We start from the raw sequence: 21,729 nt of genomic DNA on the forward strand, positions 1-21,729 counted from the left end.
GCCGGACGCGGCCGCCGCCGTCCGCGCGGGTCTCACACCGCGAGTTCGGCGGCGATGAGCTCGGCGATCTGGGCGGTGTTGAGCGCGGCGCCCTTGCGCAGGTTGTCGCCGCAGACGAACAGGTCGAGGGCGTGCGGGTCGTCGAGCGAGCGGCGGACGCGTCCGGCCCATGTCGGGTCGGTGCCGACGACGTCGGACGGCGTGGGGAACTCGCGCGTCTCCGGGCTGTCGCACAGCACCACACCCGGCGACCTCGCGAGGATGTCCTGGGCCTCCCGCTGGTCGGTCCGCTCCTCGAACACCGCGTGGACGGCCACCGAATGCGCGGTCACCACCGGGACGCGGACGCACGTCGCCGCGACCTTCAGCTCCGGCAGCCCGAGGACCTTGCGGGTCTCGTCCCTGACGGCCATCTCGTCGGAGGTCCAGCCGCCGTCCTCGGGCGTCCCCGCCCACGGCACGACGTTCATCGCGAGCGGCGCCGGGAACGGCCCGAACTCGCCGACCACGCCGCGCACGTCGCCCGCGCGGTTGCCGAGCGTGCGGTCGCCGCCGACCTTCTCCAGCTGCGCGTACAGGGTGTCGATGCCGTCCCGTCCGGCCGACGATGCCGCCTGGTAGGACGCGACGACCAGCTCCCGCAGCCCGTACCGCCGGTGCAGCGCCCCGAGCGCGACGATCATCGACAGCGTCGTGCAGCCGGGACCGGCGACGATGCCGCGCGGACGTTCCCGCACCTGCTCCGGGTTCACCTCCGGGACGACGAGCGGGACGTTCCGCCGCATCCGGTACGCGCCCGAACCGTCGACGGCCACGGCGCCGCGCCCCACCGCGGCCGGGACCCATTCCTCGGCCACCGGCGCCGGGACGGCGAACATCGCGATGTCGACGCCGTCGAAGACCTCGGGTGCGAGCGCCGCGCACTCCGCCTTCTGGTGGCGCACCTCCAGCGCCTGCCCGGCGGACCGTTCCGAACCGACGAGGCGGATCTCGCCGTACACGTCGCGGCGGGTGGACAGCAGGTCGAGCATCACCGTCCCCACCGCGCCCGTCGCGCCGACGACCGCGAGCGTCGGCAGCCCGGAAGCCGAGTCCATCGTCGCACTCACATCCTCTGAACTACCGCCGTTCACGACCGGTTCCCGGAGGATGCTGCCACCGTCCGAACCGGACGACTGCGTCACGTGACGCGCCCGCCCACGAACGCCCCGGAACGACGTGCGGAACGACGTTGCGGAACCGCGCTCGGGCGCTGTGTCAGCGGCCGGAGTGCGGGGCGCGGACGGTCAGCGGCCGGTGCCGCCGTAGACGACGGCCTCGACCTGCTCGGCGTCGAGGTCGAAGGCGTGGTGCGCGGCGGCGACGGCGGTGTCGATGTCGTCCTGCGCGACGACGACGGAGATCCGGATCTCCGATGTGGAGATCATCTCGATGTTGACGCCGGCGTCGGCGATCGCGCCGAACAGGGTGGCGGTGACGCCCGGGTGCGAGCGCATCCCGGCGCCGATCAGCGACACCTTGCCGATGCGGTCGTCGTAGCGGAGCGACTCGAACCCGATCCGCTCCTTCAGCTTGTTGAGGGCGGTCAGCGCGCTCTGCCCGTCCGTGGACGGCAGCGTGAACGAGATGTCGGTGCGGCCGGTGGACGCCGCCGACACGTTCTGCACGATCATGTCGATGTTGATCTCGGCCTCGGACAGCACCGTGAAGAGCGCGGCGGCCTCACCGGGCTTGTCGGGCACCCCGACCACGGTGATCTTCGCCTCGCTCCGGTCGTGCGCGACGCCGGAGATGATCGCCTGCTCCATGTCCTGTCCTTCGATCTCGCTGCTGTCGACGACCCAGGTGCCTTCCTTCTGGCTGAACGAGGAGCGCACGTGGATCGGGATGTTGTAGCGGCGCGCGTACTCCACGCAGCGCAGGTGCAGGATCTTCGCACCGCTCGCCGCCATTTCCAGCATCTCCTCGTAGGAGATCTTCGGGATCTTGCGGGCGGCGGGCACGATGCGCGGGTCGGCGGTGAAGACCCCGTCGACGTCGGAGTAGATCTCGCAGACGTCGGCGTCGAGCGCGGCGGCCAGCGCGACCGCCGTGGTGTCGGAGCCGCCGCGGCCGAGGGTCGTGATGTCCTTGGTGCCCTGCGAGACGCCCTGGAACCCGGCGACGATGCAGATCGAGCCCTCGTCCAGCGCGGTGCGGATCCGGCCCGGCGTCACGTCGATGATCTTGGCTTTGCCGTGCGAGCCGTCGGTGATCACGCCGGCCTGGGAGCCGGTGAACGAGCGGGCCTCGTGGCCCAGGTTCGCGATGGCCATGGCGAGCAGGGCCATCGAGATCCGCTCGCCGGCGGTGAGCAGCATGTCCAGCTCGCGGCCCGGGGGCAGCGGGCTGACCTGCTTGGCCATATCGATGAGATCATCCGTCGTGTCACCCATGGCGGACACCACGACGACGACGTCGTTGCCCGCCTTCTTCGTCGCGACGATGCGCTGGGCGACCCGCTTGACGCCGTCGGCGTCGGCGACGGAGGAGCCACCGTACTTCTGCACGACTAGAGCCACGAGTGGCGCTCCTCGGTTCGGGGTCAGGCGTACCGGCGACGAGTCTACCCAGCCCCGCCGAATGAATTACGACCAGGTAACTATTGCCGGGACTAGGCGGTGGTCTTGTCCGGCTCCTGCGTGGGCTCGGCAGGTCGGGTGCTGATGTGGGCGGCGGAGCGGGCGGTGGCGGCGGTGGCGGCGCGCCTGGGACGGAGGCCGAACGCGCTGATCAGGGCCGCCAGGAGGGCCGCCGCGACCGGGACGGCCAGCGCGGTCCGGAGGGCGTCGAGGCCCGCGTCCGGGGACGTCGCGCCGCCGAGCACCGCGACCTGGACGGCGGTCACGCCGGAGAGGCCGAGCGCCGTGCCGAACTGGATCGAGGTGTAGAACAGGCCGCCCGCCAGGCCGTGCTCGCTCTCGTCCACGCCTTCGGTGGCGGCCATCGTCAGCGGCCCGTAGGCGAGCGCGAACGCCACCCCCAGCAGCGCGATGATCGGGAACATGACCGCGTAGGTCCAGTCGAGCGTGACCGGCAGGAACAGCGCGTACGCCACGGCCGCGAGGACGAGGCCGCCGAGCAGGACGCGGAGGTTGCCGAAACGGTGGACCAGGCGCGGGGTGAGCGTGGGCGCGAGGACGGTGTCGATGCCGGCGACGAGCATCGCGAGCCCGGTCTGCCAGGTCGTCCAGCCGCGAAGTTCCTGCAGGTACAGCGTCATGAGGAACTGGAAACCGGCGAAGGCGGCGAGGAACAGCGCGGCGCTGAGGTTCGTCCGGACGAGCGCGGCGGAGCGCAGGATGCCGAGCCGCAGCAGCGGGCTCGCTGCCCGCCGCTCGACCGCGACGAACGCGGCGAGCAGCACCAGCCCGCCCGCGAAGGCGCAGGCGGTGAGCACGGCGCCGTGCGACGGCCGCTCCAGCCGGACGACCCCGTAGGCGAGCAGCAGCATCGCGCCGGTGACGCTGAACGCCCCGACGAGATCGAACCCGCCCCGCGCCCGTCCGCGCAGCGCGGCGGGGGCGTCCGGCTCCTTGATCAGCGGGATCGCGGCGGCGAGGATCAGCGACGCCAGGATCACCGGGGCGAAGAACACCCAGCGCCAGCCGATCGCGGTCAGCAGCCCGCCCACGACGAGGCCGAGCACGTAGCCGCCCGCTGCCGTTCCCGCGTACACGCCGAGGGCCTTCGTCCGCGCGGGCCCGGCCGGGAACGTGGCGGTGACCAGCGCGAGCCCCGCGGGCATCATGAACGCCGAGGCGACCCCGGTGACGAACCGGGCGAGCAGCAGCATCCAGCCCTCGGTGGCGAACCCGCCGAGCCCGGAGAACGCCAGGAACACCACCAGCCAGAAGAGGAACACGCGGCGGCGGCCCAGCAGGTCGGCGGCGCGCCCGCCCAGCAGCATGAACCCGCCGTAGCCGAGCACGTAGGCGCTGATCACGCCGCTGAGCATTCCGGTCGACAACCCCAGGTCCGCCCGGATCGACGGGAGCGCGACGTTCAGCATCGCGACGTCGATTCCCTCCAGGAAGACCGCGCCGCACAGGACGAACAGCATCGCCCAGGCACGTCCGTCCATGCGGGCCGCGGGTGTTGACATGAGCAGGCTCCTCTCGCGCCGAGGGCCGGTTCCCTAACGGGAGGCCGGTTCCCTCTTGTTACCGGCCACATCCTCAGTCACTATCGGGACTCATGGAAGACGGAACTTTCGCGTCCCTCGGTAACTGCGGGGATACCGCCACCGACGATGACGTCCAGCAGTGGGACACCCGCAACGACTGCGAGGTGCGGCAGATCCTCGACCGCATCGCGGACAAATGGTCGCTGCTCGTCATCGCGCTCCTCGACCAGCGCTCGCTCCGCTTCACCGAACTCCGCCGCCGGATCGACGGCATCAGCCAGCGGATGCTCGCCAGGACGCTGCGGCACCTGGAGCGGGACGGGCTCGTCAGCCGAACCGTCCATCCGACCGTCCCGCCGCGCGTGGACTACGCCCTCACCCCCATGGGCTCGACCCTGCACGAGACCATCCGCTCACTCGTGACCTGGACGGAGGCGCACCAGAACGCGATCGCCACCGCCCGCGCCGCCTACGACGCCCGCATCGAGGCGGAGCGGAAGGCTGCGGAAGAGGAGGCCGCCGAGCGCGCGACCGTGGCCCGCGAGGCCCTCGCCGCCCGCCGCTGAACGCCGTCCCGCACCAGGGCGCACCTGCCGCATGTCACAACCGGCTCGGCCCCCGCGTCTTCTGGGGAACAGCCCCAGCGGAGGAGTCGAGCGTGTTCGGTCGCAAAGCCAGGCATGAAGCGGAGGTCTCCGATGTGCTCGGCAGAGCCCTCGCCCATCCGGCGGGTTCGCTGTCACGCATCGCGGCGCTGGAGGAGATCGGCCGGCTTGACGCCAGGGTCGCCGTCGAGCAGTCGCTCGCCCTCTGCCGCACCGGACCGCCGGACGCCGCCGGGGTCGGCCTCCAGGCGCTGGGCATCGTGCCGACCGCGCTCGTCCCGCGAAACCTGTGGCCGGAGATCGGGCAGGTCACGGGCGTCCTGTGCGGTCCCGGCCAGCGGGACGCCGAAGTCCTCGCCGCCGCGCTGCCCGTCCACGCGAGCGCGGCGGTCGCGCAGGGGCAGGACCCCGCGGACCTGCTCAGGGGGATGCTCCAGCACGAGGACGGCCGGGTCCGGGCCGCGGCCGCCAGGTCCGCCGCCGCGGCGCACGACCCCGTCCCGATGATCGGACCGCTCCTCGCGCTGCTGGACGAGGACCCGCTGCCGTCCGTCGCGACCGCCGCCGCCACCGGGTTGGCGCACACCGTCTGCCGGGACCCGTCCGCCGCGGACCTGCTCACCGAGCGGTTCGCGGCCCATCTGGACGACCCCGCCGAGGCCGTCCACGCATGGAACCGTGCCAAAGCGCTCTTTCGCGGCGCCCCCGATCCAGGCGAGGGCCCCGGCCCCGCCCTGCCGGACGATCTTCACGACGAGGTCCGGGAACGGCTCGCGAGCCTGCGCGGCCTTGACTGGTCGGACCACGATGTCCGTGCGCCGGTCATCGGCATGTTCATCGACGCGGTCAACGGGTCGACGCGCCGCCACGCGCCCGTTCCGGAGTGGGACGAGCAGGGCCATCGGGCCGCCGTCCGTGAGCTGCTCCAGCGGGCCCGCCGCGTCCCGCCCGGCAGTGACGAACGCGACGAGCTCTTCCTCCGGTTGGTCCCGGACGTGTCGGCGCCCGCCTGGACCGACCGCCACGCCGTCAACATCGCCGTCGATGAGGCACTCGCCCTCGGCGTGGATGCCCTGAGCGTCGAGGCGCTGGCGATCCTGGTGACCTTCGGCAGTCCTGGACGGTCGCGCCAGATCCGCGCCGCGCTGGCAGACCTGCGCGCCCGCCGCCCGGACGACCCGATCGTCCTGGCCGCGATGCTGCGCACCTACTCCGGGCTCGCCGCCCGCGGCCAGCTCGACCCGGCCGCCGACCGCGTCGACGAGCTCGTCCTTGACCTGCTCGAACACGAGAACGCCACCGTCAGGGCCACGGCGGCATCGACCGGACTGCCCGGCCTCACCGCAGCCGGCCGGATCGCGGAGCGGCTGATCCGGCTCATCGACCAGGACCCGGACCCCGCCGTCCGGGCGGACGCCGCCCTCGGGCTGACGGGCATGGCCGGCGCCGGCAACGCCACCGAGGCCCTCGTCCGCCTGCTCGACCATCCCGATCCGGTCATCCGCGCGCACGCGCTGACGTGGGCCGTCGAAGCGGGCCGCCCCGACGCCCTGCCACGGCTCCTGGACGAGCTCGCCGATCCCGGCGTCCGGTGGGAGTTCCTCTTCCTTGTCCAGAACCTGGACGACCACATGGACAGCCTGCCCCGCCGGCTCCACAAGGACTTCACGGACGCCCTGGCCCACCTGGACGAGACCGGCTGGACGAACCGCGCCACCCCCGACGCGGTCGACCCGGACGAGATCCTCGCAGACGCCTCCGCGACCATGCAGTTCCTCACCCCCATCCAATAAGCGCCGACCGCCCAAAGATTCAATTCCGGCGGGCGAGGATCAGCGCGGTTTCCTCGTCTGCCGGCAGGAACGCTTCGAGGCGCAGTTCGGAAAGCGTCACGTCCACGGCCGTCGCGAACGATGTCAGCGTCGTGATGAGCCGCAACTCGGACGAGCCATCCTCCCCGGCCGCCCGGAGCCGCAGCGGCACCGCGAAGCCGAGATGGTCTGCGGACGGCTCGACGTCGGGCACGTAGCCGTCGAGTTCGGCGATGAATTCGTCGAGCGCCGGGTCGGGGCTGCGGCGGGCCCGGTCACGCAGGCTGCCGGTGATGTGGCGGCCCCATTCGGGCAGGTTCGCGACCCTGCGGGCCATCCCGTCCGGGTGGAGGGCGAGGCGCAGCACGTTCACCGGCGGTTCCAGCAGCTCCGGGGCCGCGCCCTCCGTAAGGACGCCGAAGGCGGCGTTCGCGGCGACGAGTTCCCCGTACGGCCGGACGACGACCGCCGGGTACGGCAGATGCCCGTCGAGGATGCGGTCCAGTGCCTCGCGCACGGGACCGAGTTCGGGGGCGTCGAGGCTCGTCTCGGCGTAGACCGGCGCGTAGCCGCCGGCGAGCAGCAGTTCGTTCCGCTCCCGCAGCGACAGCCCGAGCGCCTCGGCGAGCCGCACCACCATGGCGCGGCCGGGGCGGGAGCGTCCCCGTTCGAGGAAGCTCAGATGGCGCTGGGTCGTGTCGGCCCTGATCGCCAGGTCGAGCTGGCTGACGCGGCGCCGCGTCCGCCATCGCCGCAGCTCGCGGCCGAACTGGCCAGGCCCCGCCAACACCGTCATACCTCCATTCCATGCGCCACGCCCGCACCTCCGCCATTCCCTCCAGGGAATCGCGGAACGACCATCGCCCGCCCAACACTTCTGCGCATGAGCAACCCACTTGATGCGAAGCGCGTGGCCGACGGTTTCGTCGCCCAGTGGAACGAGCCCGACCCGGCGACGCGGAGCGCGCTCGTCCGCAGGCTGTGGGCGCACGACGGCGCGCACATCCTGATCGACCCGCCGCAGGAGATGCGGGAGGCCGCCGCGTCGCTGGCGTTCCCCGTCCTGCCGCTGGAGGCCCGTGGCCACGAAGCCCTGATCGCCAGAGTGACACGCGCCTACGACATGTTCATCGCGTCCGGCGAGAACGTCTTCGAGGCGGATGGCGAACCGGCCGTCCTCCAGTCCAACGTGATCGCCCTCCGCTGGACGATGCTGTCCACCGGCACCCGCGAGGTCCTCGGGGGCGGCCTCGACGTCCTTTCCCTGGACGACGATGGCCGCATCCGCACCGACCACCAGTTCATCGCCCCGAACTGATCCACACGAATGGCCTTGACCCTGACGTACGGGTCAAGGGTTAGCGTCGCGAGGTCGTGCACGGGTTCACGGAATTGATGCGGTGAGGAGCGTTCACAATGCCCGGTACATCTCGCGAGGTTCGGCTTGCCGTCCGGCCGGAGGGCCTGCCCGAGCCGGAACACTTCGCCGTCGTCGAGGTGCCGATGCCGGTCCCCGGGGACGGCGAGGTGCTGGTCAGGAACCGCTTCTTCCACGTCTTCCCGGCATTGCGCACCCTGATCGGCGGGAGCGTGCGGGACGCGCCGTTCCCCGGCCTCCAACCGGGCGACACCCTGTACGGGAAGGCGATCGGCGAGGTCGTCTCGGCGCCGCCGGACGCGGCCGTGCGGCCGGGCGACCTCGTCGAGCACTGGCTCGGCTGGCGCGAGTACGCCGCCGTCCCCGCCGGTCAATGCGCGCCGCTGGGCGATGCGCTGCCCGATCCGGCGGCCTACCTGGGGCAGGCGGCGATCGCGTACACGGCGCTGACACGGGACGCGCGGCTGCGTCCCGGCGACACCGTGTTCGTGTCCGGCGGCGCGGGCGGGATCGGTTCGCTGGCCGGGCAGTTCGCCCGCGCGCTCGGCGCGGGACGCGTGATCGGCAGCACCGGCTCGCCGGACAAGGCGAAGCGCCTGGTGTCCGAGCTCGGCTACGACGCGGCCGTTCTCCGCGGGGCGGGGACGCTCCCCATCGCCGACCAGCTCGCGGAGGCCGCACCGGACGGCATCGACGTCCTCATCGACAACGTCGGCGGCGAGCAGCTCCGGGCCGCGCTCGCCACCGCCCGGACGGGCGCGCGGTTCGCCCTCGTCGGGACGCTGGCCGGGCAGCTGTCGCCGGACCTGTCCGGCACCACCGCCCCGGTCGAGATCGACACCTTCCAGGTGATCGTCAAGGGGATCGAGATCCGCGGCTTCGGCAGCTCCACCGGCCCGGCGGTGGACCCCGGGTGGGCGGAGCGTTTCGGCGGCTGGCTGCGCTCCGGGGAGGTCACGTTCCCGCATGCGCGCGTCGCGGGCATCGAGAACGCCCCGCGCGCGTTGCACGAGATGATCGGCGGGCGCCACCTCGGCACCGTCATCGTCGAACTGTAGGCGCCGGGCGGCTCGGGCGCCGGGCGCCGGGAACGGAGCACTGATGCGGATCAGCGACGCCGCGGCGGCGGCCGGGACCACGCCGCGGGCACTGCGGTTCTACGAGCAGCGCGGCCTGCTGCCGCCGCCGTCCCGCACGTCCGGCGGGCAGCGCCGGTACGGGCCGCGCGAGGTGGCGCGGGTGCGGACCATCCGCCGCCTGCTGTCGGTGGGGCTGACCGTCGAGGACCTCCGCCACTGCGCCGACCTGGACCGCATCCCGGACGAGAGCGCGCCGCCGTCCCGCAACGGCACGGTATGCGGGCCGGGGCCCGGGGTCGCGCGCCGGCGGCTCGACGCGCTCGACGCCGAGATCGCCCGCCTCACCCGCCTGCGCGACGGCCTCGCCGCCCAGCTGGGCCTGATCGGTCAGGACGCTTCCGGCACCGCTGTGAAGGACCGCCCGTGACGTGATGCGGGGCTCCCGGCGGACCGCACCGGGAGCCCCGCGCGAGCGCGGTTCTCAGCTCACTTCAGGGTGGCGCCCTGAGCCTGGAGCGCCTCGTCCAGCGGCTGGAAGAACGACTGGAAGTTCGCTCCGCAGCCACCGGTCGTGCCGCCGGAGGTGATCCCGACGGCGATGTTGCCGGCCTGCAGCGAGCCGCCGCTGTCGCCGGGCTGGCTGCACGCGGTGGTCTCGATCATCTGGCGGACGGCGCCCTCCTGGTAGTTCACCGTCCGGTCGTAGCCGACGAGCCGCCCGGAGGTCGTGCCGGTGGTGGAGCCCTTCTTCTGGATCTGGGTTCCGGTCGCCGGCCGTCCGACCTCGGTGAGCTGGGCGTTGTCCAGCTGCACCTGCCCGGCGCTGCGGATCGTGCCGTAGTCGTCGCCCGGGAACCTGCTGATCTCCCGGGTGCCGACGGTCTGGCCGCCCGCCGACCAGGTGGCGCCGATGTTCGTGCAGTGCCCGGCGGTCATGACGTACTCGGTGCTGCCGCCGACCACGCCGATCGCCGAGACCGAGCAGCGCGAGCCGCCGGTGGTGATCGCGTCACCGGGGCCGAGGTGCAGCCGCGGCGCCGCGGGCACGCGCCTGATCTGGACGGTCTGGCCGAGCGCGCGTGCGCGCTTGACGAACGCCTGGGTGGCGGCGTCGTCGTCGTTCTTCGGCACGCTGACGACCACGGCGTTCTTCACGATGTCGACGCCCCAGGACAGCCCGGTCGTCCCGGCGCTGCCGGCGAGCCGGTCGAGCGCGGTCTTGGCGGCGGTCAGCGGCTTGATGCCGTGCTTGACGATGCGGGCCTGGAGGCCCGTGGCGCGGACCTGCTCGGCGGCGGCCGCACTCGTGACGTTGACGACGAGGTTCCCGGTGTCGTCGACATAGAAGCCCGCGTGCTGGGAGCCGAGCCGGCCGGTCAGCTGATCGGCCTGCGCCTGCTGCGGGAGGTGAGCGAGCCGGACGGTTCCGGCGGCGTGGGTCTGGGCCGTTGCGGGAACGGTCCCGAGCGCGGGGAGCGTGATCAGCGCCGCGGCGCCGACCAGGGGGGTCATCACGCGCTTGACGTGCGATCCACGGTTCACTCTGGTTCCACCTCTCACCGCCGACCACCTTGTCGGCGGCTTCTCTCGGGGGTTGGCGGGGGACCACGAGCCTGGTGGTAAAGGCGTCGTGTGGCAGCAACGTACTTCGATGCCGTGTCAACAACCAGATTTCACCGCACTATTGAAATTTCAGGCCGAATCGATACGCCGCGCCCGCCCTTTAAAAGGCAAGGCGCTGATCAGCGCTATTGGGCCTGGAACTGCTGTGCCTTGGTGCCGGCGGGGAGGCCGAATGCGCGGGCGGCTTCGCCGTCCGGGGCGCCCGCTCCCTCGCCCCGTCGCCGGCGCCGGTCGTACTCGGCAAGCCCGCGGTCGGAGAACATGCGCTCCAGGGACGGCCGGAACCCTGCGCCGTCACTCGGCATCGCCACGTGGCGGACGGTCAGGGCAGCGGCTCCGCCCCGGTCCAGCGTCACCATCACCGGCGTCCGCACCCCGGCATGGGTCACCAGGCGCCCGCCGTCGCGCGCGTAGTCGTTGCACGCGACTTCCAGCGAAACACGCACCTGAGAGCCCCGCTGGACGGTCTCGATCACCTTCTCCACGCAAAACCATCGCGGACGCATTCGCGCGGGCATCGAACTGGGCCAGACGACCGCGCGCCCCGACTCCAGGAAACGATCGATCACCGGCAGCGCGGCACGAGCGACATTCCGATCGACATCCGGTTCAGGTGGCCACACACGCCAGGATTCCCGCCATACCGCGCCACCGCCCACAAGAGTTAAGGCGGCGAGAAGAACAGACCAAGTTCGAGCCTTCATGAGGTCACCCTAGAAGGATCACGAACCCCATGATCACCGCTAGATGAACCGGTCGCCGGTGGGTTCGGGGCCCCCGCTCCCGTCGAAGACCCGTCCTGGGGCGAGGCTTCGAGACAACCCACCGGCAGGTTCAACGGCGCTGAACACCGCCCTCGAACCGGTCAGGCGGCAGGGGCGGCAGGTTCAGCGGGCGCGGCGGGCAGGACGATCCGAGGCGTCACGACGAGGCGCAGGCCGAGGAGGCCGTACGAGACGCCGAGCCAGACCATGCCCGGGTAGGTACCGGCCTCGTCGCTGAGCACGGCCTCCCCCACACCGGCCACGACCAGCCACAGCCCGCAGAGGAGGAACTGCCAGCGCAGCAGCCCCCGGAAGCGGCCGACCTTGGCGACGGCGATGCCGAGGACGAGCATCCCGAGCATGGACAGCGGCCAGCACATGTCGAAGGGGATCACCCAGCCGGGCGTGTCCTCGGGGTAGGCGATGACGAGCGGGCACCAGATCATCGCGGGGACGAGCAGGACCATCTCCACGATCGCGATGTAGCGGCCCTTGCGAGCCCCCGTGGCGTTCGTGGACAGCGCGAGCACGACCAGCGACATGACGCCCACCAGGAACGCCATGCTGCCCCAGATCTCGACCGCGACGACCTCGTCGCGGATGCGGATCCCGCCTTCGAGCAGGCCGGCGATCCACGCGGTGGTGCCGGCGACGAGCGCGGCGCCGGCGATGCGGGTGCGGAGCAGGAGCCCGCCGGGACCCGGGTCGGACGGGTCGGGCGCGTAGACGGAACTGGGCCGGACGTGCATGGTCATCGGCTTCTCCCCGTGACAGGGGCGGCACAGGGGCGCGCCGCCGGTGACCATGACGCTCCGTCCCCGATGTCCCGGGCGGCCAGTGACAGGGCCGGCGTGGCGCCCGCGGCCACGCCCCTTCCTCCGGGGACCACCGTCCCGACCTGCAAGGACGCCGGCCCCAGGTAGCCGGGACGGCGCGCGGGTCAAGCTGGCTGGATGAGGAGCGCCCGCCCGACGGAGAGCGCCCGCCCGGCGCTTCGGGGCGAGCGGTTCCTGCGAACGTCCGCCATCGCGGTCGCCGTGCTGTGCGTGGCGGCGACCGCCGCGACCGTCTGGCTGGACGTCCTGCTGGCAGATGCCGACACACCACCGGACCCGCTGAACTGGGCGCACTGGGGTTCGGCGGGGTCCGGGCTGTCGGTGGCGGTCGCGGGCGGCGTCCTCGCGACACGGCTGCCGCGGCATCCGCTGACGTGGCTGATGCTGGCGGGCGGGTTCATCGCGGTCCTGGACGGGATCACCGCCGCGTACGCGTCGCTGTCGGTGCTGGAGCACGGCGGCGGCCTGCCGCTGACGGCGTTCACGGTGTACGCGGGCGGCCGGTTCGGCCCGATGATCAACATGATCGTCCCGCTGACGCTGATGTTCTTCCCGGACGGGCGGCTGCCCTCGCCGCGCTGGCGCTGGCCGGTGGCGGTGGCGATCACCGCGCAGGCCACCGGGGTCCTGGCGCTGCTGATGGTGCCGTGGGAGGTGTTCTCGCGGGGCGAGCCGATCGCGCCGGGCCTGCGGGACGTCCCGCTGGACCCGCTGACGCCGCCGCTGCCGGATGCGATCTGGCCGGTGTCCGGGTGGATGTTCTGGGCGGGTTTCCTCCTCTCCTTCGGGGTGTCGATCGCGGCGTTCACGGTGCGGTTCCGCCGGTCGGATCCGGTGCGGCGGACGCAGCTGCGCTGGATGCTGCTGGCGCTGATCGCCAACGTCGTCCTCATCGCCTCCGGCATCGTGCTGACCGAGGTGACGCCGCCCTCGGTGGACTGGTGGGTCGGCGACATCTCCCTCGTCCTCATGCACGCGGCGCTCGCGGTGGCCGTGCTGATCGCGGTCGCCCGGTACCGGCTCTACGACGTTGACCTGCTGCTCGGCTGGACGCTGCTGTACGCGGCGCTGGCGGCCGCCGTCATCGGCATCGACGTGGCCGTGTTCGTCCTCGCGGGGACGTTCATCGACGAGCCGATCGCCGCCGTGACGGGCGCGGGCGTGGTCGCCGTCCTGTACGCGCCCTTGCGCCTTCGGCTGCAACGCTGGGTGAACCGCGTCCTGACGGGCCGCGCGGAACCGTACGACGTGGTCTCGGCCCTGGCGCGCCGCCTAGAGCGTTCGCTGGGCCCGGACGAGCTCCTGCTGGAGGTGGCGCGGGTGGTGGCGGAGTCGTTCCGGTCGCCTTACGTGCGCGTCGAGCTGGACCGCGCCGACGGCCGGACGTTCGTCGTCGAACACGGCACGGCACGCGACGACGTCGTCGTGCTGCCGTTCGGATACCGAGGCGCGCCAATCGGACGCCTGGCGCTCGTACCACGCACAGGATCGCGGCTCCCGCCCGCAGACCAGCGCCTCCTCGCCGACGTGGTACGGCAAGCAGCCGCCGCCGCACGCGCCACAGCCCTGACCGAGGAACTGCAACGCAGCCGGGAACAGCTCGTGACCGGAATCGCCGAGGAACGCCGCCGCCTGCGCCGCGACCTGCACGACGGGCTGGGCCCATCACTCGCGGCCGCGGCACTGAAGATCGAAGCGGCCCGCAACCTCGCCCCGCGCGACGGCGTCGCCGCCGACGCGACGCTGGAGTCGGTGCGCACGGACCTGAAGACGGTCCTGTCGGACGTCCGGCGGCTCGTGCACGACCTGCGGCCCCCGTCCCTGGACCAGTTCGGGCTCGCCGGGGCGATAGAACAGCTCGCGGAGCGTTTCCAGGGGAGGTCCCTGCGGGTGCGGCTCCGCTGCGCGGGCGAGCTCGCGACGCTGCCGGCGGCGGCCGAGGAGGCGGCCTACCGGATCGTGGCGGAGGCGCTGGCGAACGTCTCGCGGCACGCGGAGGCGACGCGCTGCGACGTCCGGCTGGCGGCGTCCGCGGACGCGCTGGAGGTGGAGATCTCCGACGACGGGCGGGGCGTCCCGCCGGGCGCGCTCGTCGGCGTCGGGCTCGTCGGGATGCGGGAGCGGGCCGAGGAGCTCGGCGGGCGGTGCACGGTTTCGGCGCGGCCGGGCGGCGGGACGCGCGTCCACGCCGTCCTGCCGTTCGGGCCGCGCCCGCCGGCCGCCGCCGAAGAGGAAGAGCCGCTGACGCTCACGAGGAGCGCGCCATGACGCCGCGGGTGCTGCTCGCCGACGACCATCCGGTGTACCGGGACGGCCTGCGCCTGATGCTGGACTCCACCGGCGAGGTCGAGGTCGTGGGGACCGCGCCGGACGGGACCGTCGCGGTCGAGATGGCGGGACGCCTGCGCCCGGACGTCGTCGTGATGGACCTGCAGATGCCGCGGCTGGGCGGTGTGGACGCCACCCGCCGGATCCTCGCGGCGTACCCGGAGACCGGGGTGCTGGTGCTGACGATGCACGAGGACGACGAGAGCGTGTTCGCCGCGATGCGCGCCGGGGCCCGCGGCTACCTGGTGAAGGGCGCCGACCCGGACGAGATCCTGCGGGCGGTGGCCGCGGTCGCGCGCGGCGAGGTGATCTTCGGTCCGGCGCTGGCGGGCCGCGTCTCGGACTACTTCGCACGGATCGCGGCGGCCCCATCGGCCGACGAGCCGTTCCCTGAACTCACCGCCCGGGAACGGGACGTGCTCGAACTGATCGCGCTGGGCCTGCCGAACCCGGCGATCGCCGAACGGCTCGGGCTGTCGCCGAAGACCGTCCGCAACAACGTCTCGAACGTGTTCGCCAAGCTCCAGGTAGCCGACCGCGCCGAGGCGATCCTCCGCGCCCGCGACGCCGGCCTCGGCCGCTAACCCCCCGGGATCGCCCGCTGGCCGGTCGGGGACATGTTCTGGGGTCTGCTGGTGTTCGGCCCCGGCATGGGAGCCTGCTTCGTCACCGCCCAGATCTCCGCGCTGACCGGCGTACCGGAGGAGGAATCCGGCCTCGCCGCCGGCCTGGTGGACACGGTGTTCAACATCGGCAGCGCGATCGGCATCGCGATCGTCACCTCGGTGGCCGTGGCCGTCAGCCGCACCGCGATCAGCGAGACCGGCGCACCCGAGTCCGTCGCCGCATTCAACGACGGCCTGCGCACCGCCTTCGGCGTGGCCGCGGCGTTCGGTGCGATCGGCCTGCTGGCCGCCCTGTTCGTGCTGGAACGCCGCACACCGGCCACCGCGGAGACACCGGAGATCACCGCTCCGGGCTGAGAAGCCCCGGATCCCGGTCCGGCCTGGCGCGGGGTCGTCGGCGGGGACGCCCACCGGCTATCGCAGCCGATCCCCTCGGGCGTCTCCCGCCGAACCCGCGTCGCACTCAATTGCATTTCCCGGGACTACTTGCCGGTCCAGACCTGGAAACCCTCCCGCCAACTCGGGTATCGCGGCTCCCAGCCGAGTTCCTTCCGCGCCTTCGCATTGGACGACCCGCGCCATTCGGTCATCTGCGCCACGATGAAGCCGCCGGCGAGCAGCCGTCCGAGCCACGCGGGCACGCGCATCGGCGGCTTCGCGCCCAGGAGGTCCGCGAGGTACGGCAGCCATTCCGAGACCGGCGCCGGGTCGCTGTCCACGACGTTGTAGACACCGGGCGCGCCGCGCTCGATCGCCGCGAACGTCGCCGCGGCGGCGTCGGTGGTCTCGATGAACGACCAGATCCCGGTCCCGCCGCCGACCACCGGCACCTGCCGCTTCCGCACCGCCTCCAGCAGCATCTCCGACGCGCCGGGCCCGTAGAAGTTGCCGAAGCGCAGCACGAGCCCCTCCGGCACCCCCCGCCGGGACGGCCTCGTCCACATACTTGATCGCCGCCATCGACCGCTCCGAGGTCCGGGACGGGGCGTCCGGGGCGAGCGGGTCCTCCTCGGTCTGTACCGCGGCACCGGTCCGCGCCGTCGCGCCGATGTGGCCCTGCGCGACGACCCGGCGCACCCCCGCGCTGTTCGCGGCGGCGAGCAGGTTGTCGGTGCCGCGGGTGCGCAGCTCGTTGGTGGCGGCGAACGTCTTGTCCATGTTGCGGAGGCTCTTCATGTCCGCCAGCGCGGTCATCTGGTGGACGATGACGTCCGGCTGGGCGGCGGTGACGGCCTCGATCACGCCCTCGCGGTCGAGCCCGTCGACGATCACCGGCTCGGCGCCCGCCGCGCGCAGCTGCCCGGTCTTCCCGGCGGACCGCGTGGTGGCGGTGACGTCATGGCCCGCCTCGACGAGCATGGGAACGAGGTGCCGTCCGAGTGCCCCGGTCGCTCCGGTGAGGAAGATTCGCATGGCCTTTTCCTTCCGTGTGGTTCTTGCCCATGAAGACAAAGGCACCACCCGAATTCGTGACATTCCCCGCCACCCACCACGAAACGGCAGGTCGCGCTACCTCAGATCTCCTTGAGGAAGCCGGAGTCGACGGCGAAATCCGCGCCCGTGGTGCTCGCCGAGCGAGGCGACGCCAGCAGCGCGATCACGTCCGCGACCTCCTGCGGCGTGGCGAGGCGCCCGGTCGTGAGGTTCATCATCGCGGCGGCGCCCCCGTCCAGCACCGCGTCCCGGTCGGACCCGGTGGCGCCGGCGATGATGTCGGCCGCGCCGCCCTCGTCCGTCCACCACTCCGTCCGGACCGGGCCGGGCGACACCGTGTTCACCCGGACGCCCTGCGGCCCGTACTCCTCCGACAACCCCTTCGCCAGGTTCGTCAGCGCCGCCTTGGCCGCGTTGTAGTCGTAGTTCATCGGCCCCGGCCGCCGCGCGTTCCCCGACGACACGTTCACCACCGACGCCGCGTCGCTCTTGAGAAGGTGCGGGAGCGCGGCCCGCACCATCCGGACGACGGCGTGCACGTTGAACTCGATCATGTCGCGCCAGTCGTCGTCGGTCAGCGTCATGAACCCGAACCGCGGCAGGCTCGCGCCCGGCGGCGGGCCGCCCGCATTGTTGACCAGGACGTCGAGCCCGCCGAACGCCTCCACCGCCCGCTCGACCACCCGCGCCGGGGCGTCCGGGTCCATCAGGTCGGCGGGCACATGCAGCAGATCGGGCCCGGCGAGCGCGTCCAACCCCGCTCCCGACTTCCTGGACACCGCCACCACACGCGCGCCCTCCTCCAGCAGCGTCCGCGTGACAGCGACCCCGATCCCCTTGGACGCCCCGGTAACAACCGCCACGCGCCCAGCCAGCCGCAGATCCATGAAGACCCCTCTTATAGACGAGCACGCCCACCCCGGACGCGCCTCGCCCCATGAACCCCACCCGGCCCGGCCCGGTTGCACTCACCCCGGGACGGGATCGTCCAGCCGGCTCAACACGGTGTTGTGCACATGCTGGAAGATCACCGACGTCCGGAACCCGGCGATCTCCTTGCGCTTGCTCAGCCCGTCCAGCAGGAACGCGTGCAGGTGGTCGAGGTCCTGGACGCCGACGTGCAGCACCAGATCGTCGCCGCCCGCCACCACGAACACGCTGATGACCTCGGCCATCCCCGACACGTAGTCCTTGAAGGTGTTGATGACCGTCCGGCTCAGCGGCCGGACCTGCAACGACACCAGCGCCTGCACGCCGCGGTTCAGCGCCGCCGGGCTGATCTCCGCGTGGTAGCCGCGGATCACACCGCGCCGCGTCAGCGACCGGACCCGTTCGAGGCAGGTGGACGGCGCGATCCCGAGCGTCCGGGCCAGCTCGCGGTTGGACTGCCGGGCATCTGCCTGGAGAAGCCGCACGATCTCCGTATCAAGTTCGTCCATACCAACATTGTGAGCCAGAAATTCGATCAAACGTTCGCCAAACCGTCAACACTCCCAACCAGATGGCTACTTTCAACCCCGAACACCACTCATTCGGGGGAAGCATGGCGAACAACACCGGACATCGGCTCGGTCTGGGCCAGGGCACGGCGCTCTTCGTCGGCGCCGTCCTCGGCCCCGGCGTGCTGGCCCTTCCGCACCTGGCCGCCGCGGCGGCGGGCCCGTCGTCGATCATCGCGTGGGCGGCGCTGCTGGCGCTGAGCGTGCCGGTCGCGCTGACGTTCGCCGCGCTCGGCGCCCGCCATCCCGACGCGGGCGGCGTCGCGACGTTCGCGGCCCGCGCCTTCGGCCCCCGCCCCGCGATGATCGCCGGTTTCTGCTTCTACGCCGTCGTCCCGGTGGGCGTCCTCGCCGGCGCGATGATCGGCGCCGACTACACCGCCTCCGCCGCCGGTCTGGGACGCCCCGGCGCCATAGCCGTGACCTGCGCACTGCTCCTGGCCGCCTTCGCCACCAACTACAGCGGCCTGCGCCTCTCAGGCCGCATCCAATTGACGCTGGTAGCCCTCCTGACAGCCCTCCTCCTCATCACGGTCCTGACCACCATCCCGCACCTGAACACGGCGAACTTCACCCCGTTCGCCCCGCACGGCGGGCTGGGCGTCGTCCACGCCGCAGGAGTCCTGTTCTTCGCGTTCGCGGGCTGGGAGGCCGCAAGCCATCTCTCCGGCGACTTCGCCGACCCGCGCCGCCTCCTGCCCCGCGCTACCGTCCTGACCCTCGCCATCGTCGGCGTCCTCTACCTCGGCCTCGCCGTCACGGTGACGGGCGTGCTCGGCGGCCGCGCCGCCTCGTCCCCGGTACCGCTCGCCCTGCTCCTGGAGGACGGCATCGGCTCCGCCACGGCACGGCCCGTCACCGCCGGGGCGGCACTCGTCCTGAGCTTCGTCGCGATGAACACCTACATCGCGGGCGGCGCACGCCTGGGCTCCGCCCTGTCCCGCGACGGCGCCCTCCCGGACGCCCTCCGCACCCCGCGCCGCAGCCTCGCCCTGCTCGCCGTCGTGACGTCCGCGCTGACCACGATCGTCCTGGCCGCCGACCTCGGCCTGGACCCGCTCATGCGGACCACGGCCGCATGCCTGGCCACCGTCACCGTCATCGGCATGGCCGCCGCCACCCGGCTCCTCACCGGACGCCCACGCACCCTCGCCCGCGCAGGAACCCTCTTCACCGCCGCAGTCCTCCTGTCCTGCGGCGCCTACCTGGCCGTCCCCGCCTGCCTGACCTTGATCGTCCTGGCCCTCACCCACAAAACGACGCCACCGGCGAACACGCCCCCTACTCGGGCTTGGGCCCTTTCTTCCCATCGATGAAGTAGCTGTCGTGCTCAAGGAAGAACCGGCTCCGCTCCTCCTCGCTCATCTCGCCGACCGCACCGACCCCCTCGAAGTAGCCCTCACGAGGCGCACCAGGAGTGAACAGCATCAGAAACGACGCCGGCAGGTCCGACCGGTTGTAGAACGAGTGCAGCCCGCCAGGCGGGACGTAGAGAAAATCGCCCTTCGTCCCCTCGACCCAGCGCTCGCCGTCGAACAGCGAGACCGTCCCGTCCGTCACGAAGAACGATTCGGACATCGTCCGGTGGAAGTGGGTGCCCGTCCCGGCCCCCGGCGGCAGCCCGACGACGTTGTAGAGGCCGAACTCCCCGTCCGTGGCCGCACCGTGCTCGCGCCCCGTCGGCCGTCCGGTCGCCAGGTAGTAGGTCTTCGTCCCGGCCGGCGACACGAGCTCCGGTCCGGCGTCCGCCGCCCGGAAGACGGCGCTGATCTCGCCCTCGTCCCCGAAGTACCGGGGCTCCGGATATGACATGTTCATCTCCTCGCCAGACGTCCAGTAGGTCAGAACACGCCTCCCCTCCCCGAACACGGGGCACACCTAAACAGACCCACCAGCAGCCGAGGAGAGCACGCCATGAGCAACACGACGACCGGCGACCGGTTACAACGCCGCCTGGGCGTGTTCGACGCGGTGGTCATCGGCCTGGGTTCGATGATCGGCGCGGGCATCTTCGCCGCCCTGCCCCCCGCCTCACGCGCCGCCGGCTCGGGACTCCTGCTCGGCCTGGGCGTGGCCGCCGTCGTCGCCTACTGCAACGCGACATCTTCAGCACGCTTGGCCGCCCGCTACCCGGCGTCCGGCGGAACCTACGTCTACGGCCGCGAACGCCTCGGCGACTTCTGGGGCTACCTGGCCGGCTGGAGTTTCGTGGTCGGCAAGACAGCGTCCTGCGCCGCCATGGCGCTGACCGTCGGCTCCTACCTCTGGCCTGCGCATTCCCATGTGATCGCCGTAGCGGCCGTCCTGCTCCTCACGGCCGTCAACTACGCGGGCGTACAGAAATCCGCATTGCTGACCCGGGTGATCGTCGCCATCGTCCTAACAACCCTCATAACGATCATCATCACGACCCTGACCTCCACCGCATCCGACGCGACACACCTGGACCTAACCTCCGACACGAGCACCTCAGGTGTCCTAGAAGCCGCAGGCCTGCTCTTCTTCGCCTTCGCCGGATACGCGCGCATCGCCACCCTCGGCGAAGAGGTACGCGACCCGGCACGCACGATCCCCCGCGCCATCCCCATAGCCCTGGGAATCACCCTCGCCGTCTACGCAGCAGTCGCAGTAGCCGTCCTTACAGTCCTAGGCCCCGCCCTAGGCACCGCCACGGCCCCCCTAGCCGACGCAGTCGAAAAGGCAGGCCACCCCGCCCTCACTCCCGCCGTCCGCATCACCGCCGCCATAGCCGCCCTGGGGTCCCTCCTAGCCCTGATCTTGGGCGTCTCCAGAACCACACTGGCCATGGCCCGCGACCACCATCTGCCCCACGCCCTGGCCGCCGTCCACCCCCGCCACAAGGTCCCGCACCGCGCCGAGCTCGCCATCGGCGCCGTCGTCGCGATCCTGGCCGCAACACTCGACGTCCGCGGCGCGATCGGCTTCTCGTCCTTCGGCGTGCTGGTCTACTACGCCATCGCGAACGCCTCCGCCTGGACGCTCACCTCCGACGAGAACCGCCCACCCCGAGCCGTCCCCATCCTCGGCCTGCTCGGCTGCCTGATCCTGGCCTTCACCCTCCCACCCACGTCCGTCATCACCGGAGCAGCCGTCCTGGCCGCCGGCGCCGCCCTCTACGCCCTGCGCCGCACAGCCCGCCCGAATGGGACACAACCTCCCGGGTAGGGGCACGCCCACAGCAGAACGGAGGAGGCAAACCATGAGCATGACCCAGGAAACCGGCGACATCACCGGCACGAAGGACAAGGACTACAACCTGATCTGGTTCGTAGAGCAGTGCCTGAGCAACGCGCTCCGCCTGGAGACCTACATCGCCGACGCCGACCGCGCCGGCGACTCCGAACTGGCCGACCTGTTCCGCCGTGCGCAGGCGGAGAGCCGCAAGGGCGCCGAGCAAGGCAAGGACCACCTACGCCGCCGCCTGACCAACGCCTGACAGCCCCCCACACACACCGGCGCCGCCACCCCGCGGCGCCGGATCACTAACGGCAACAACCGGTCACCCCAAGCCACCACAACAACCTCAGCCGGCAGGGGGGCGTGGGGGGCGGTTCCCCCCA

The 21,729-nt window shown here is 72.0% G+C and carries 22 protein-coding genes and 1 pseudogene; 11 read left to right on the forward strand and 12 right to left on the reverse strand.

Annotated features, from left to right (window positions below):
- Window positions 1-32: 32 nt before the first annotated feature.
- The 3 genes from ACH34S_RS40450 to ACH34S_RS40460 form a co-directional block, all read right to left on the reverse strand.
- Window positions 33-1,097, reverse strand: a complete 1,065-nt coding sequence (locus tag ACH34S_RS40450) for an aspartate-semialdehyde dehydrogenase (protein WP_395958225.1) — start codon at window positions 1,095-1,097, stop codon at window positions 33-35.
- A 189-nt stretch (window positions 1,098-1,286) separates the two neighbouring features.
- Window positions 1,287-2,561, reverse strand: a complete 1,275-nt coding sequence (locus ACH34S_RS40455; protein WP_395958226.1) for an aspartate kinase — start codon at window positions 2,559-2,561, stop codon at window positions 1,287-1,289.
- 92 nt (window positions 2,562-2,653) lie between these two features.
- Window positions 2,654-4,144 carry an MFS transporter gene (locus tag ACH34S_RS40460; RefSeq protein WP_395958227.1) on the reverse strand — a complete coding sequence of 497 codons (1,491 nt, stop codon included), beginning with the start codon at window positions 4,142-4,144 and terminating at the stop codon, window positions 2,654-2,656.
- Between the two features lie 92 nt (window positions 4,145-4,236).
- Here ACH34S_RS40460 and ACH34S_RS40465 point away from each other — a divergent pair, with 92 nt between their 5' ends.
- Complete coding sequence (locus ACH34S_RS40465; RefSeq protein ID WP_395958228.1) at window positions 4,237-4,731, forward strand: winged helix-turn-helix transcriptional regulator; 495 nt, start codon at window positions 4,237-4,239, stop codon at window positions 4,729-4,731.
- Window positions 4,732-4,823: 92 nt separating this feature from the next.
- Window positions 4,824-6,563: a HEAT repeat domain-containing protein gene (locus ACH34S_RS40470; RefSeq protein WP_395958229.1), complete on the forward strand. Its 1,740-nt coding sequence runs from the start codon at window positions 4,824-4,826 to the stop codon at window positions 6,561-6,563.
- A 19-nt stretch (window positions 6,564-6,582) separates the two neighbouring features.
- Here the strand turns inward: ACH34S_RS40470 and ACH34S_RS40475 are convergent, their stop codons facing one another.
- Window positions 6,583-7,377, reverse strand: a complete 795-nt coding sequence (locus ACH34S_RS40475) for a helix-turn-helix domain-containing protein (protein WP_395958230.1) — start codon at window positions 7,375-7,377, stop codon at window positions 6,583-6,585.
- Window positions 7,378-7,464: 87 nt separating this feature from the next.
- Between ACH34S_RS40475 and ACH34S_RS40480 the strand changes: the two genes are divergently transcribed.
- The 3 genes from ACH34S_RS40480 to ACH34S_RS40490 all read left to right on the forward strand — a co-directional run bounded on the left by ACH34S_RS40480 (window position 7,465) and on the right by ACH34S_RS40490 (window position 9,465).
- Window positions 7,465-7,899: a hypothetical protein gene (locus tag ACH34S_RS40480; protein ID WP_395958231.1), complete on the forward strand. Its 435-nt coding sequence runs from the start codon at window positions 7,465-7,467 to the stop codon at window positions 7,897-7,899.
- A gap of 98 nt (window positions 7,900-7,997) precedes the next feature.
- On the forward strand, window positions 7,998-9,017 hold the full coding sequence (locus ACH34S_RS40485) for an MDR family NADP-dependent oxidoreductase (protein WP_395958232.1): 1,020 nt from the start codon (window positions 7,998-8,000) through the stop codon (window positions 9,015-9,017).
- A gap of 43 nt (window positions 9,018-9,060) precedes the next feature.
- The gene (locus ACH34S_RS40490; protein ID WP_395958233.1) at window positions 9,061-9,465 is read left to right on the forward strand and encodes a MerR family transcriptional regulator; all 405 of its coding nucleotides are present in this window, start codon (window positions 9,061-9,063) and stop codon (window positions 9,463-9,465) included.
- Window positions 9,466-9,524: 59 nt separating this feature from the next.
- Here the strand turns inward: ACH34S_RS40490 and ACH34S_RS40495 are convergent, their stop codons facing one another.
- From ACH34S_RS40495 to ACH34S_RS40505, 3 genes are all read right to left on the reverse strand, one after another.
- Window positions 9,525-10,580, reverse strand: coding sequence for a S1 family peptidase (locus ACH34S_RS40495; protein WP_395958234.1), 1,056 nt, complete (start codon window positions 10,578-10,580; stop codon window positions 9,525-9,527).
- A gap of 206 nt (window positions 10,581-10,786) precedes the next feature.
- The gene (locus ACH34S_RS40500; RefSeq protein ID WP_395958235.1) at window positions 10,787-11,365 is read right to left on the reverse strand and encodes a hypothetical protein; all 579 of its coding nucleotides are present in this window, start codon (window positions 11,363-11,365) and stop codon (window positions 10,787-10,789) included.
- A 161-nt stretch (window positions 11,366-11,526) separates the two neighbouring features.
- A complete protein-coding gene (locus ACH34S_RS40505) occupies window positions 11,527-12,180 on the reverse strand; it encodes a hypothetical protein (RefSeq protein WP_395958236.1) in 654 nt (217 codons plus the stop codon).
- 198 nt (window positions 12,181-12,378) lie between these two features.
- On the opposite strand from ACH34S_RS40505, the gene ACH34S_RS40510 reads away from it, so the two are divergent.
- From ACH34S_RS40510 to ACH34S_RS40520, 3 genes are read left to right on the forward strand one after another with little or no spacing between them, the layout of a single operon-like run.
- Complete coding sequence (locus ACH34S_RS40510) at window positions 12,379-14,529, forward strand: sensor histidine kinase (protein ID WP_395958237.1); 2,151 nt, start codon at window positions 12,379-12,381, stop codon at window positions 14,527-14,529.
- On the forward strand, window positions 14,526-15,173 hold the full coding sequence (locus ACH34S_RS40515; protein ID WP_395958238.1) for a response regulator: 648 nt from the start codon (window positions 14,526-14,528) through the stop codon (window positions 15,171-15,173). The genes ACH34S_RS40510 and ACH34S_RS40515 overlap by 4 nt, the downstream gene beginning before the upstream one ends.
- Window positions 15,174-15,206: 33 nt before the next feature.
- Window positions 15,207-15,572, forward strand: coding sequence for a hypothetical protein (locus ACH34S_RS40520; protein ID WP_395958239.1), 366 nt, complete (start codon window positions 15,207-15,209; stop codon window positions 15,570-15,572).
- A 125-nt stretch (window positions 15,573-15,697) separates the two neighbouring features.
- Here ACH34S_RS40520 and ACH34S_RS40525 read toward each other — a convergent pair whose 3' ends face one another.
- From ACH34S_RS40525 to ACH34S_RS40540, 4 genes and pseudogenes are all read right to left on the reverse strand, one after another.
- Window positions 15,698-16,132, reverse strand: a complete 435-nt coding sequence (locus ACH34S_RS40525) for an NAD-dependent epimerase/dehydratase family protein (protein ID WP_395958240.1) — start codon at window positions 16,130-16,132, stop codon at window positions 15,698-15,700.
- A gap of 124 nt (window positions 16,133-16,256) precedes the next feature.
- Window positions 16,257-16,691 (reverse strand): annotated as a pseudogene (locus ACH34S_RS40530) (NAD-dependent epimerase/dehydratase family protein); the annotation flags it as partial.
- A gap of 38 nt (window positions 16,692-16,729) precedes the next feature.
- Window positions 16,730-17,536: an SDR family NAD(P)-dependent oxidoreductase gene (locus ACH34S_RS40535; protein ID WP_395958241.1), complete on the reverse strand. Its 807-nt coding sequence runs from the start codon at window positions 17,534-17,536 to the stop codon at window positions 16,730-16,732.
- Window positions 17,537-17,617: 81 nt separating this feature from the next.
- A complete protein-coding gene (locus ACH34S_RS40540) occupies window positions 17,618-18,088 on the reverse strand; it encodes an Lrp/AsnC family transcriptional regulator (RefSeq protein ID WP_395958242.1) in 471 nt (156 codons plus the stop codon).
- Between the two features lie 104 nt (window positions 18,089-18,192).
- Here ACH34S_RS40540 and ACH34S_RS40545 point away from each other — a divergent pair, with 104 nt between their 5' ends.
- A complete protein-coding gene (locus ACH34S_RS40545) occupies window positions 18,193-19,464 on the forward strand; it encodes an APC family permease (RefSeq protein ID WP_395958243.1) in 1,272 nt (423 codons plus the stop codon).
- On the opposite strand, the gene ACH34S_RS40550 is transcribed toward ACH34S_RS40545, so the two are convergent.
- Window positions 19,430-19,960, reverse strand: a complete 531-nt coding sequence (locus ACH34S_RS40550) for a cupin domain-containing protein (protein WP_395958244.1) — start codon at window positions 19,958-19,960, stop codon at window positions 19,430-19,432. The two genes, ACH34S_RS40545 and ACH34S_RS40550, sit on opposite strands and share 35 nt — an antisense overlap.
- A gap of 102 nt (window positions 19,961-20,062) precedes the next feature.
- Here ACH34S_RS40550 and ACH34S_RS40555 point away from each other — a divergent pair, with 102 nt between their 5' ends.
- Entirely contained in the window at window positions 20,063-21,334 is a 1,272-nt protein-coding gene (locus ACH34S_RS40555) for an APC family permease (RefSeq protein ID WP_395958245.1), read from the forward strand.
- A 34-nt stretch (window positions 21,335-21,368) separates the two neighbouring features.
- A complete protein-coding gene (locus ACH34S_RS40560; RefSeq protein WP_395958246.1) occupies window positions 21,369-21,605 on the forward strand; it encodes a hypothetical protein in 237 nt (78 codons plus the stop codon).
- The last annotated feature ends 124 nt before the right edge of the window (window positions 21,606-21,729 follow it).

This window comes from Actinomadura sp. 3N508 (assembly GCF_044326375.1).
In the GTDB taxonomy this organism is placed as follows: domain Bacteria; phylum Actinomycetota; class Actinomycetes; order Streptosporangiales; family Streptosporangiaceae; genus Spirillospora.

Coding starts and splice junctions, on each gene's coding strand:
- ACH34S_RS40485 (WP_395958232.1), top strand. CDS start 7,998: ATGCCCGGTACATCTCGCGAGGTTCGGCTTGCCGTCCGGCCGGAGGGC.
- ACH34S_RS40490 (WP_395958233.1), top strand. CDS start 9,061: ATGCGGATCAGCGACGCCGCGGCGGCGGCCGGGACCACGCCGCGGGCA.
- ACH34S_RS40500 (WP_395958235.1), bottom strand. CDS start 11,365: ATGAAGGCTCGAACTTGGTCTGTTCTTCTCGCCGCCTTAACTCTTGTG.
- ACH34S_RS40480 (WP_395958231.1), top strand. CDS start 7,465: ATGAGCAACCCACTTGATGCGAAGCGCGTGGCCGACGGTTTCGTCGCC.
- ACH34S_RS40515 (WP_395958238.1), top strand. CDS start 14,526: ATGACGCCGCGGGTGCTGCTCGCCGACGACCATCCGGTGTACCGGGAC.
- ACH34S_RS40560 (WP_395958246.1), top strand. CDS start 21,369: ATGAGCATGACCCAGGAAACCGGCGACATCACCGGCACGAAGGACAAG.
- ACH34S_RS40475 (WP_395958230.1), bottom strand. CDS start 7,377: ATGACGGTGTTGGCGGGGCCTGGCCAGTTCGGCCGCGAGCTGCGGCGA.
- ACH34S_RS40450 (WP_395958225.1), bottom strand. CDS start 1,097: ATGGACTCGGCTTCCGGGCTGCCGACGCTCGCGGTCGTCGGCGCGACG.
- ACH34S_RS40460 (WP_395958227.1), bottom strand. CDS start 4,144: ATGTCAACACCCGCGGCCCGCATGGACGGACGTGCCTGGGCGATGCTG.
- ACH34S_RS40465 (WP_395958228.1), top strand. CDS start 4,237: ATGGAAGACGGAACTTTCGCGTCCCTCGGTAACTGCGGGGATACCGCC.
- ACH34S_RS40540 (WP_395958242.1), bottom strand. CDS start 18,088: ATGGACGAACTTGATACGGAGATCGTGCGGCTTCTCCAGGCAGATGCC.
- ACH34S_RS40545 (WP_395958243.1), top strand. CDS start 18,193: ATGGCGAACAACACCGGACATCGGCTCGGTCTGGGCCAGGGCACGGCG.
- ACH34S_RS40555 (WP_395958245.1), top strand. CDS start 20,063: ATGAGCAACACGACGACCGGCGACCGGTTACAACGCCGCCTGGGCGTG.
- ACH34S_RS40520 (WP_395958239.1), top strand. CDS start 15,207: ATGTTCTGGGGTCTGCTGGTGTTCGGCCCCGGCATGGGAGCCTGCTTC.
- ACH34S_RS40550 (WP_395958244.1), bottom strand. CDS start 19,960: ATGTCATATCCGGAGCCCCGGTACTTCGGGGACGAGGGCGAGATCAGC.
- ACH34S_RS40505 (WP_395958236.1), bottom strand. CDS start 12,180: ATGACCATGCACGTCCGGCCCAGTTCCGTCTACGCGCCCGACCCGTCC.
- ACH34S_RS40510 (WP_395958237.1), top strand. CDS start 12,379: ATGAGGAGCGCCCGCCCGACGGAGAGCGCCCGCCCGGCGCTTCGGGGC.
- ACH34S_RS40535 (WP_395958241.1), bottom strand. CDS start 17,536: ATGGATCTGCGGCTGGCTGGGCGCGTGGCGGTTGTTACCGGGGCGTCC.